The following is an 11,309-nucleotide window of genomic DNA, read 5'->3' on the forward strand; positions in this document are numbered from 1 at the left end:
GGAAGAGGTGGACGGCGCGCGGGAGTACTACCGGTACAAGGAGCGGTGCGTCTACTGCGACATGATCCGCCAGGAGCGCCAGGAGCAGACGCGCCTCATCACCGAGAACGACCACTTCCTCGCCATTGCCCCCTTTGCCGCCCGCTTCCCGTTCGAGACCTGGCTCCTCCCGAAGAGCCACGACCCCTTCTTCGAGGACGCGCAGAAGCACGAGTACGTGAGCCTGGCCAAGGTGCTGCGGGAGACCCTGCGGCGCATGGACCGGGTCCTCGCCAACCCTCCGTACAACTTCATCCTCCACAACAGCCCCCTGCGGGAGGACGACCAGCTGCACTACCACTGGCACATCGAGATCATGCCCAAGCTGACCCGCGTCGCCGGCTTCGAGTGGGGGTCCGGGTTCTACATCAACCCCACGCCCCCGGAAGAGGCGGCCACGTACCTGCGGCAGGCCGAGCCCTAGCCCGGCGCCGACGACCGAGAACGACGTGAGGCGACGTCAGTTGGCCCGGCACTAGCTGCCCCGCCCCCCGCGCCGTCCCCTTGCCCCCCCGCGGCCTCGGGTCCGCCCCTCGGAGGAGAACCCGTCGCATGCCCCTCCCCCAAGGCTCCGCCGCTGCCGACCTGCTGGGTCCCTCGCCAGACAGCCCCGCGGCGCTGGGGACGGCCCTGCAGGGCGTGGCGGCGCGCGTCGCCGAGGCCCTCGGCCTCGAGGCCTGTCTCCTCTTCCTGGCCGAGCCGCGGGAGCCGGTGCTGATCCTGGCGGCCGGAGTGGGGGTGGAGGCGGCGCTCGCGTGGGAGCGGGGTGAGCTCGACTCCGCGCGACCGCCCGGGGAGGCCGCCTGGGTCCCGATCGAGAACGAGGGGCGGCGCCAGGGGGGGCTGCTCCTGGCTTGGCCCGCCGACGGGCCGGGCTCGCAGGGGGAGCCCGTCGCCGCCGAGGTGGCGCGCGGCCTCTCCCCCTGGCTTGCCGACCCTCCCCTGCCGTCGCTCCTCCCTCCAGCGCCTCTCCCTGCGGGGGAGACCCCGCACGGGATTGCCGGCCTGGCCGCCCTTCACGAGATGGCGAAGGCATTGAGCGCGGGCCTGGAGCGGGAGGAGGTCCAGGAGATGGTGACCCGCCTGCCCACCTCCCTCATCGGGGCCCGGGGGGCTGTCCTGCGCCTGTTCGCGCCGGAGGGAGGAGCGCTGACGACGGTGGCCGCGGCGGGTGTCCGGGTTCTGGACGCCGCGCGGGTCCCCCTCCAGTTGGGGGTCGGGATCAGCGGGACCGTCGCCCGCGAAGGCATCCCGCTCATGGTTCCCCGGTGGACAGCCGCGGCGGGGTCGGCGGGCCTCCCCTCCCTCCTCTGCGTCCCGCTGACCCTTACGGGGCGCTGCACCGGGACTCTCACCGTCTTCGACAAGGTCCGGGGGGAAGCCGGGGAGCCGGAGCAATTCAGCGCCGCGGATCTGGCGATCCTGCAGACCCTGGCCACGCAGGGGGCCATGGCCATCCAGAATGCGATCCTCCTCGAGGAGGCGAGGGAGAAGACGGCCCGGCTGGAGACGCTCATGCGCCTCACGCAGGAGGTCACAGCCACGCTCGATCGGAGGCGGATCATTGACGCCATCCTGGATGCCGTCCTCCGGCTGAGCCCCGGGGCGGGCGTGCGCCTCTGGCTCCAGGAGCCAGGAGGGGAGGGGATGGCGCTGGCCGAGGCCCGGGGGTTCCGGGACCTGGTGGGCGGGGCGAGCCTCCGGTTTTCCCCCGGCGAAGGGCTGACCGGGCTGGTGGCAAAGAGTGGGCGCCCCGAGGTGGTGCTGGACGTCCGGGAGGACCCCCGGTTCGTCAATCGCGCCTGGGCGGAAAGCGAGGGGCTGGTCTCCTTCGCCGCCATTCCGCTTCGCGCCGGTGACCGGGTGGTCGGTGTCCTCAGCCTGTTCACCCGGAGTCCCCGGACCTTTCCGGCCGCAGAGATCACCCTCCTGGAGACCTTCGCGGCCCAGGCGGCGACCGCCCTGGAGAACGAGCGGCTCTTCGCCAGGTCGCGGCAGCTCGCTGCGGAGAGTGTCCAACGCTTCCGGGAGATCGCCGTCCTGCTCGAGATCAGTGCAGCGATGCAGCAGACCGTCGAGCTGGACCGTCTCCTCCACACGATCCTGACCGGCGTCACGTTCGGCGGGGGGCTGGGCTTCAACCGGGCCTGCCTCTTCCTGGTCACCGACCGGGGCGATGCCCTGGAGGGCCGGATGGGGGTGGGGCCCCTGGACGCCGAGGAGGCAGGGCGGGTCTGGCAGGCCCTGAGCGCTCCCGGCACGACGCTGGCGAGCCTCCTGGCCGACGGGGAGGCCTACCGGGCCCTGGCGGGTTCTCCCTTCACCGGCCTGGTCCGCTCCCTCCGGGTGCCCCTCAAACCCGGCAGCGGCCTCCTCGCCGAGGCGGTTCTCACCCGGCAGACGATGAGCGTGGCCGATGCCGCCCACGACGCGCGGGTCCACCCGGCCTACGAGGGCCGCCTGGGGGCGGGGGCGTTCGCCGTCGCCCCCCTCATCACCACGGACCGGGTGGTGGGGGTGCTCGTGGTGGACAACAAGTTCTCGGGGAAACCGATCGGCGCGCGGGACCTGGATTTCCTGGGCCTCGTGGCGGCCCAGGCCGGGTTGGCGCTGGAGCGCGCGCTCCTGGTGGGGCGGCTGGAGGCGGTGAGCCGTGAGATCCAGCAGACACACCACCAGCTTTTTCAGCAGGGTCGGCTGGCGGTCCTGGGAGAGATGGCGGCAAACATGGTCCACGAGGTCCGCAACCCCCTCACCGCCATCGGGGGGTTCGCCCGGCGCCTCCTCCGCCGCGTCGACCCCGAACACCCGGAGCGGCCCACCGTGGAGGTCATCGCGCAGGAGGTGGACCGGCTGGAGCGGATCACGCGGGATGTCCTCGGGCTCGCCCGGGGGTTGAGGCCGAGCCCCAGGGCCGTGGACCTGAGTACGGCGCTGGAGGACTGTCTGCTCCTCTTCCCGGACAAGCTGGCCCAGCAGCGCGTGACCGTCGTCCGGCAGTTCGCCGCCGAGCCGGCGGCCGCCTGGGCGGATCCCGCGCAGCTCAAGCAGGTGGTTCTCAACCTCCTCTACAACGCCCTGGAGGCGATGCCCGAAGGGGGGACCCTCGCGCTCCGGACCGGTGGGGAGCCCGGCTGGGCCTTCCTCAGTGTGGCAGATACCGGCCCCGGCATCTCCCCCGCGATCCGCGACAGCATCTTCGACCCGTTCTTTACCACCAAACCGGAGGGGACCGGGCTGGGCCTGACACTCGCCCATCGCCTCGTCGAGGCCCACGGCGGCCGCCTGGAGGTGGAGAGTGAGCCGGGCCGCGGGAGCGCCTTCCGGGTCTGGCTGCCGGCGCCGCCGGCAAAGGCTGGAGCGACGCCATGAGGAATTCGCCGAATCCTGCCACCATTCTCGTGGTGGACGACGAGGAGTCCATCCGGCTCCTGCTCCAGGAAGAACTGGGCGACCTGGGGTACCGGGTCCTTCTGGCGGCGGACGCGCACGAGGCGCTCGAGCGGCTGAGGGTCGAGATTCCGGATCTCATCACCATCGACATCAAGATGCCGGGCATGGACGGCATTGATCTCCTCCGGCACATCCGCCTGACCCATCGGCACCTCCCCATCGTGCTCTGGACGGCCTATGGGGAGTACAAGCACGACTTCGCAACCTGGGCCTCGGATGCCTACGTCACCAAGTCGGCCGACCTGACGGAGCTGACCGACGCCATTGCGGGCCTCCTGGCGGAGCGACGAGGCTCGCCCGGGTGATGAAATCGGGGGCAGGGCGGCACGGCCGTGCCGCTTCCCTGGGCAGGCCACGGGCTCGGGGAGGGCGGCCCAGCCGGGGCAGAGCGCAGGGCCACGCGCCTTTAGCCGGGGCCCTGCCCCCTCGGGGGACGCCGGGACCTTGGCATAGCCGTTGCTTTGCCGGAAAGGGGGAGGGATGAAAAAGATCGAGGCGATCATCAAACCCTTCAAGCTGGACGAGGTGAAGGAGGCCCTCAGCGCCATCGAGTTGGTCGGCATGACGGTGAGCGAGGTCCGGGGGTTCGGCCGGCAGAAGGGGCACACGGAACTGTACCGGGGGGCGGAGTACACCATCGATTTCCTGCCCAAGGTGAAGATCGAAATCGTGGTTCGCGACACGCACGTGGATGCGGTCGTGGACGCGATTGCCCGGGCGGCCCGGACCGGGAGCATCGGGGACGGGAAGATTTTCGTCTTCCCGACGGATGAGGCGCTGCGGATTCGGACGGGGGAGCGGGGCGAGGCGGCCCTCTAGTGCCGGGCCACAGGAGCGCAGGAGCGCACGCCTCCGGGCGCCTCTTCCCTCGGGCCTCGTGATGTTTGTCATTTGGCCCGGCACCCCAGTCGTCGCGCGAGCATGAGGGACAATTCGTTGCAGTCACAGTTGTCAGGGGCACCGGTGGAGCGGAGGCGGGGATGAAGAAGATCGAGGCCATCATCAAGCCCTTCAAGGTGGACGAGGTGAAGACCGCCCTGGCGGAGATCGGCATCCAGGGGCTGACCATCAGCGAGGTGAAGGGGTTCGGCCGGCAGAAGGGGCACACGGAACTGTACCGGGGGGCGGAGTACACGATCGATTTCCTGCCGAAGGTGAAGGTGGAGGTCGTGGTCCCCGATGGGCGGTGCGACCAGGTGGTGGATACGATCCAGGCGGCCGCCAAGACCGGCCGGATCGGTGACGGCAAGATCTTCATCCTCCCCTGCGAGGAGGCGGTTCGGATCCGGACAGGGGAGCGAGGCGAGGCCGCGATTTAGGCGGGATTGCCTACGAGAGGATCCCCTGTTACGTTGCCCTTTCCGTGCCCTACTTTTAGGCGCCCTTTAGGCGGGCGGTACCCCCCCTCCGCGGCCGGTGGAGCAGACCAGGCCTTATCCCCGAGCGGTAGGGAAGCATCTTCGACCACCGTGGCCCTTCAAGGGGCCACTCCCTGAGGAGGGAGCGTATGACCCCGAAGGATGTCATCAAGCTGACGAAGGAGAAAGGGGCGAAGATCGTTGATTTCCGCTTCATCGACCTGCCCGGGCTCTGGCAGCACTTCTCAATGTCAGTAGGGGAGCTCAACGAGGAGCTCTTCGAGGAAGGCATCGGGTTCGATGGCTCGTCGATCCGGGGCTTTCAGCACATCCACGAATCCGACATGCTCCTGGTGCCGGACCCGGCGAGCGCCGTTCTGGATCCGAGCCTGTCGGTGCCGACCCTGGTCCTCATCTGTAACGTCAAGGACCCGGTGACTGGCCAGCCGTACAGCCGGGACGCCCGCTACGTCGCCCAGAAGGCCGAGGCCTATCTCAAGCAGACGAAGATCGGCGACACCTCGTACTTTGGGCCCGAGCTCGAGTTCTTCATCTTCGACGACGTCCGGTTTGACCAGAGTTACAACTACGGGTTCTACCATATCGACTCCGAGGAGGGTTTCTGGAACTCCGGCAAGGAGGGGACCCCGGAGCGGCCGAATCTGGGCTACAAGCCCCGGTACAAGCAGGGGTACTTCCCGGTGCCCCCCATGGACAAGCAACAGGACCTCCGCAGCGAGATGGTGCTGGCCCTGGAGAGCGTGGGGGTGAGGTGCGAGGTTCACCATCACGAGGTGGGGACCGCGGGGCAGGCAGAGATTGACATGCGCTTTACCACCCTGACCCGGATGGCGGACAGTGTCATGTGGTACAAGTACTGCGTCAAGAACGTGGCGAAGAAGTGGGGCAAGACGGCGACCTTCATGCCCAAGCCGCTCTTCATGGACAACGGGTCGGGGATGCATGTCCACCAGAGCGTCTGGAAGGACGGGAAGAACCTCTTCTTCGAACGCGGCGGCTACGCCGATGTCTCGAAGACCGCTCTCTACTACATCGGGGGGCTCCTCAAGCACGCCGAGGCCCTGTGCGCCCTGATCGCCCCGACGACCAACAGCTACCGGCGGCTGGTGCCGGGCTACGAGGCGCCGATCAACCTGGTCTACAGCCAGCGGAACCGGAGTGCCTGCGCCCGGATCCCCGTCTACAGTCGGAGCGAGAAGACGAAGCGGATCGAGTTCCGGACCCCCGATCCCTCCTGTAACCCGTACCTCTGCTTCGCCGCGATGCTGATGGCGGGCCTGGACGGGATTCAGAACAAGCTCGATCCGGGAAAGCCGATTGACAAGGACCTGTACGAGCTGGAGCCGGAGGAGGCGGCCAAGGTGAAGCAGCTCCCGGGGAGCCTGGATCGGGTCCTGGACGCCCTCGAGGAGGATCACAAGTTCCTCCTGATGGGGGACGTCTTCACTCCAGATCTGATCGAGACCTGGATTGAGTACAAGCGGAAGAATGAGGTGGACCCTGTCCGCCTGCGGCCCCATCCCTGGGAATTCGCTCTGTACTTCGACATCTAGGCGCGACCGCGCGTCGCGAAACGAAGAACGCCCCGCGGGCCCTGCCCCGGCGGGGCGTTCTCTTTCGGTCTCGGCCCCCCCCGAGCGGAATCCGGAACGACGCACCGCACCGCGCGGCCAGGACGAAGCACGGCTGGGGGACGGAGTTGACCTACTCTCCCGTTTGGAAGAAGCGGCAGTACAGTTTCCTCACCGCCTCGGTATGCGCCAAGAACTCCTGGAGCAGCCGCCGGGTCCCCTCTTCCGGAGAGAGGGCCGCCCGATAGAGGTGTCTGGCCAACCCCTCGAGCTCCTCGGACTCCTCTCGAAACTCGTCGAGCGACCGATCATGGATGAGGCGCAGCCCGTTCTCCAAACGCCTGAGGAAACTGTAGGCGGTGATGAGGGTCTCATGACTCTCGGGAGGCAGGAACCCCCCGCTCCGAAGCTGGGTCAAGGCCTCGACGGTATTCGGGACCCGCAGGGGAGGGTAGCCCCGGCCGACCTGGAGCTGGAGGAGCTGGACGATGAAGAGGATCTCGACCAGGCCCCCCCGCCCGAGTTTGACGTTGTGCTTGCCCTTGTACTCCTTGGCCAGTTCGTGACGCATCCGTTCCCTGAGGTGATGGATCTCCGGGATCATCGCGTCGGTGAAGGGGCCCTCATACACGATCTGGCGCACCATCCCCTGGACCCGGGCGGCCAGCCTCTCCTCTCCGGCGACGCACCGGGCCCTGATGAGCGCCTGGCGCTCCCAGGTCCAGGCGTGCTCCGCGTGATAGGCCTCGAAGGCGGCGAGCGACGTCACCAGAGGGCCGAACCGTCCTGAGGGACGCAATCGGGCATCCACCCGGTAGGCATACCCCTCCCGGGTGGGGCTGCTCAGGGCGGAGATGAGTCCCTGGGCCAGCCGCACGAAGTACTCGTGATTGGAAAGTCCCTGCGTCGTTTCCCCCTCTCCAGCAAAGATGAAGATCACATCGAGATCCGAGTGATACGCCATCTCCCTCGCCCCCAGGGCGCCCATGCCCACGATAACCATGGGGGCCTCGCGCTGTCGCCCGTCGGCTTCGACCGTCATCGGGGTCCCATACCGGAGCCGCAACTCTTCCTTGCAGAGTTCCCAGGCGGCCGTGAGGCAAACCTCGGCCAGGTCGGTCAGTTGTTCGCTGACCTCCTGGGTCTCCAGGGTTCCGTAGAGATCATTCAGCCCGATCCGCAGCAGTTCCGTGTGGTGATACCGGCGGAGGGCGTCGAGTCTTTCCTCATAAGACGGAACCGCGTGGAGATCCTCCGCAAGCTCCCGGGCCATGAGGTCCCGGCCCCGATGGGGAGAGGAGGCCTCGCCCAACACCAGGGCGTCCAAGAGCTCCGGGTGCTGGACGAGGAAATTCGAGAGGTAGAAGCTCGTCCCAAAGAGCCGCATCAGGGACTTCAGGATCGGGGGATTCTCGGTCAGGAGGGCGTAGAAGCTCGTCCGGGCCCCCACCCTCTCCAGAAATTCCTCCAGATGATTCAGGGCCTGCTCAGGGGAGGGAGAGGCCAAGGCTTCCGAGAGCATGGCCGGAGCCAACTGCCGCAGGAGCCTCAGGGCGCGCTCCGGGAAACGGGTCAGGGGCGGACCTTGCGTCATCGCCAGGAGGGAACCGTACGCTCTTTCGGGCGCACGGAAGCCCAAGCGCTTGAGCTCCTCGATGACCCGGTCCTTGGCCTCTTCGTCTCGCAGGAGTCCGAGCAGGTCGCCCATCCCACCCGGGACCGCCGCCGATGGCCGCGAGAAGAGACGCGTGGTGATCTCCCGCACGGTCGTGATCCTCCGAGTGAGGTCGGCGCGCAGGGCCTCTCCCGCGTCTGGACCGGCATAGCCCATCGCCTTGGCCAACCGCCCGAGATCCTCCGGCGCTTCCGGCAGCGTATGGGTCTGCTCGTTGTTCGCCATCTGCACGCGGTGTTCCAGGGTCCTCCAGATGACGTACGCTTCTCGGAGGGCTTGGTGATCTTCCGGGCGGATGATCCCGACGGTCTCCAACTGCTCGAGGGTCCGCAGGGTGTTGGCCTCCCGAAGGATTGGAAACTTCCCTCCGTAGATGAGCTGCAGGGCCTGAAGGAAGAATTCGATCTCCCGGATGCCTCCGGGCATGTACTTCAGGTTGAACGGGCGGCGGCCGCTGGTGCGCTCCCGCTCCAACCGGATCTTCAATGCCTGGATCTCCTCGATGGCCGTGAAATCGAGATATCGCCGAAAGACAAACGGCTCGACTCGCCTGAGGAATTCATTGCCCAACTCGATATCGCCGGCCACGGGGCTGGCCTTGATCAAGGCTGCCCGCTCCCAGGTGTCGCCCCAGGACTCATAGTAGACCTCTGCCCCCCGGAGCGAGTTGGTGATTTTTCCGGATTTTCCGTGCGGTCGGAGCCGCAGGTCCGTCCGGAAGACAAAGCCCTCCTCGGTGATCTCTCCCATCGCTCGTGTGATCAGCTCGGCGAGCTTCACATAGAAGGTCTCCCGAGTGATCCGGGTGCGACCATCTACGGCTGATCCTGTCTCGTGCTCCTCCTCGTCCGCCGCATGGAGATACTGGAGGTCGATGTCGGAGCTGAAGTTCAATTCTCTGCCGCCGAGCTTCCCCATCCCCAGGATCACAAAGCCGGTCGCATTCCCCCTCCCGATCGGGTCCCGATCCGGCGGCCCGCCATCCTTTCCGACCAGCATCCCATAGCAGGCCCGGCAAGCAACGTCCAGGCAGGCGCCGGCCAGGTACGACAGTTCCCGGGCCACCTCCTCGAACGGTGCGTGCCCCCCGAGATCCCTGAGGCCGATGCGCAGGATCTCCCGCCGCTTGAACCCGCGGAGTTTTGCACAGAGGTCGGCAAAGTTCCCGATCGGTTCTGCGAAGGCGCGAAGCGCAACCAGAGAGTCGCCCTCTTCCCTGCAGATCGTGATTCCTCCCTCGCCAAAGAGCCACTGGAGCGCCTGCGGATTGCGGGTAAGGAGCGTTGTGAAGTAGGGAGAGAGGGCGAACGCACTGGCCAAGATCCCGAGGGCCCTGTCGTTTCCCCGGAGAGCGCTTAGGACCGATCCGGGAGCAGAGGCGACGCTTTCAAAGCCATTGAGGGCCAGATCAGGATCAGGGGAGGAGGCACAGAGGGAGAGCAGCATGGGGAGGGTCTCCCGCAGAGCCTCCTGTTGGTGGAGGTGCCTCAGATTGACGAGAACCCTCTGCAGTTCCGCAAAGCCCATCTCCCTCAGGAGAGGCTGAAGGCCTTTCCACCGCTTCGCCCTGAGCGCGGAACCGATGCGGGCCTGAAGGTTCATCCTGTCCATTGCGCGAGAGGGAGTGGATCCTCTCGAACCTGTTGCGAAGAGGAAAACAGAATGATTATACTGGCGAGGGTTCGCGGAGGTCCAGTGCTGCTCATCCCACGGTGATCAATCCCAGCGATTGCGGGCCCTGCGGGCGGCACCGCAGGGCCCGTTTGCCTTGGGCGCCGCGCACAGCGGCGGGGGGAGGAGAGCGATGGGAGCGGAGCCGGGCTGGGGCCTGTCCACGCTGAGCGTGCACGGGGCGGGGCCGGGGACGGACGCCGAGCGGCTCACCCGCTCCACCCCCACCGTCCAGCCCATCTACCAGACCTCGGTCTACAGCTTTCCCGACTTGGCCAGCCTCGATGCCGTCCAGGACGGGACGGGCGAAGGGTACATCTACGGGCGGTACGGGCTGCCGAACCACACGGCCCTGGAGCGAGCGGTGGCCGCGCTGGAAGGAGGCGAGGCGGCGCTCGCCTGCGCTTCCGGGATGGGGGCCACCGCGGCGGCGCTGCTCGCGGCGCTCTCGGGCGGGGGGAAGGTCGCCGCGGCGCGCGACGTGTATGGCGGCACCTATGGCCTGCTCGAGGAGCTGGGCCGCTTCGGGGTGAAAACCGCCTGGATGGATGCGGGGAGGATGTCGGAGGTGGAGGCGGCCCTTGCCGAGGGGTGCCGGCTCCTCCTGGTCGAGACGATCTCGAACCCGCTCGTCAAGGTTGCGGACCTGCCGGCATTGGCCGCGGCGGCACATCGGGCCGGGGCCTTCCTTCTGGTGGACAACACGTTCGCCACCCCCTGTCTCTGCCGGCCGCTCTCGCTCGGCGCCGATGCGGTCTACCACAGCGCCACGAAGTTCCTCGGGGGCCACAGCGATTTGACCGCAGGCGTCCTCGTGGGCACGGCGCCGTTCATCCGCAACGCCCGACGGGTCGCCATGCGCTTCGGGCCGACGCTCGGACCGCACGACGCCTGGCTCGCCGTGCGGGGGATGAAGACCTTGAGCCTGCGGATGGCGCGCACGGGTGAGAACGCCCTGGCACTGGCGACCTTCCTGGCAAAGCACCCGAAGGTGGCGGCGGTCCATTACCCTGGGCTGGCCTCGCACCCCGACCATCCGGTGGCCAAGCGGGTGCTCACCGGAGGCTTCGGCGGGGTGCTCGCTTTTGAACTCCGCGGCGGCCTCGAAGCCGCCGATGCGCTGGTGAGGGCCCTGCGGCTGATCGCGCTGGTCCCGAGTCTTGGCGGGGTCGCCACCACCTTGTCCCACCCGGTGAAGACCTCTCACCGGGGACTCTCGGCAGCGGAGCGCGAGCGGCTCGGCGTCCGGGACGGCCTCCTCCGCCTCTCCGTCGGGATCGAGGACGCCCCCGACCTCACAGCCGACCTCGCGCGGGCCCTGACGACTGTCTAAAGCAATAGGAAATCGGAGGTCGAGCACCGTGACGAATCGCGGCTTGTCCCCTTCGGCCGCCGGTCACATCGCGCTTCGGGATGCGCTGGCGCGATTGCCCGGGCCGGCCGGTGAACGGTCGGTCCCCCTGTTCCAACACGGGACGCTGCTGGTCAAGCTATACGCACCGCGGGGACACGACCCGCAGA

8 protein-coding genes are annotated in these 11,309 nt (G+C 67.8%); 7 read left to right on the top strand and 1 reads right to left on the bottom strand.

From position 1 onward, the window contains the following. The 6 genes from VGT06_09500 to glnA all read left to right on the top strand — a co-directional run. The coding region (locus VGT06_09500) for an HIT domain-containing protein (protein HEV8663356.1) at positions 1–463 on the top strand (463 nt) is incomplete at its 5' end. Between the two features lie 128 nt (positions 464–591). Then, positions 592–3,411 (top strand): GAF domain-containing protein, encoded by a 2,820-nt coding sequence (locus tag VGT06_09505; protein ID HEV8663357.1) that lies wholly within the window; start codon positions 592–594, stop codon positions 3,409–3,411. Beyond that, the gene (locus tag VGT06_09510; GenBank protein HEV8663358.1) at positions 3,408–3,797 is read left to right on the top strand and encodes a response regulator; all 390 of its coding nucleotides are present in this window, start codon (positions 3,408–3,410) and stop codon (positions 3,795–3,797) included. Before VGT06_09505 ends, VGT06_09510 begins: the two co-directional genes overlap by 4 nt. 175 nt (positions 3,798–3,972) lie before the next feature. Continuing rightward, complete coding sequence (locus VGT06_09515; protein HEV8663359.1) at positions 3,973–4,311, top strand: P-II family nitrogen regulator; 339 nt, start codon at positions 3,973–3,975, stop codon at positions 4,309–4,311. A 161-nt stretch (positions 4,312–4,472) separates the two neighbouring features. Next, entirely contained in the window at positions 4,473–4,811 is a 339-nt protein-coding gene (locus VGT06_09520; protein ID HEV8663360.1) for a P-II family nitrogen regulator, read from the top strand. Between the two features lie 188 nt (positions 4,812–4,999). Continuing rightward, the gene (glnA, locus tag VGT06_09525) at positions 5,000–6,424 is read left to right on the top strand and encodes a type I glutamate--ammonia ligase (protein ID HEV8663361.1); all 1,425 of its coding nucleotides are present in this window, start codon (positions 5,000–5,002) and stop codon (positions 6,422–6,424) included. Positions 6,425–6,575: 151 nt separating this feature from the next. Here the strand turns inward: glnA and glnE are convergent, their stop codons facing one another. Continuing rightward, positions 6,576–9,437: a bifunctional [glutamate--ammonia ligase]-adenylyl-L-tyrosine phosphorylase/[glutamate--ammonia-ligase] adenylyltransferase gene (glnE, locus tag VGT06_09530; protein HEV8663362.1), complete on the bottom strand. Its 2,862-nt coding sequence runs from the start codon at positions 9,435–9,437 to the stop codon at positions 6,576–6,578. A 484-nt stretch (positions 9,438–9,921) separates the two neighbouring features. On the opposite strand from glnE, the gene VGT06_09535 reads away from it, so the two are divergent. Beyond that, positions 9,922–11,121, top strand: coding sequence for an aminotransferase class I/II-fold pyridoxal phosphate-dependent enzyme (locus tag VGT06_09535; GenBank protein HEV8663363.1), 1,200 nt, complete (start codon positions 9,922–9,924; stop codon positions 11,119–11,121). Positions 11,122–11,309 lie beyond the last annotated feature (188 nt).

The sequence above is a fragment of the Candidatus Methylomirabilis sp. genome (genome assembly GCA_036000645.1).
GTDB lineage: Bacteria > Methylomirabilota > Methylomirabilia > Methylomirabilales > JACPAU01 > JACPAU01.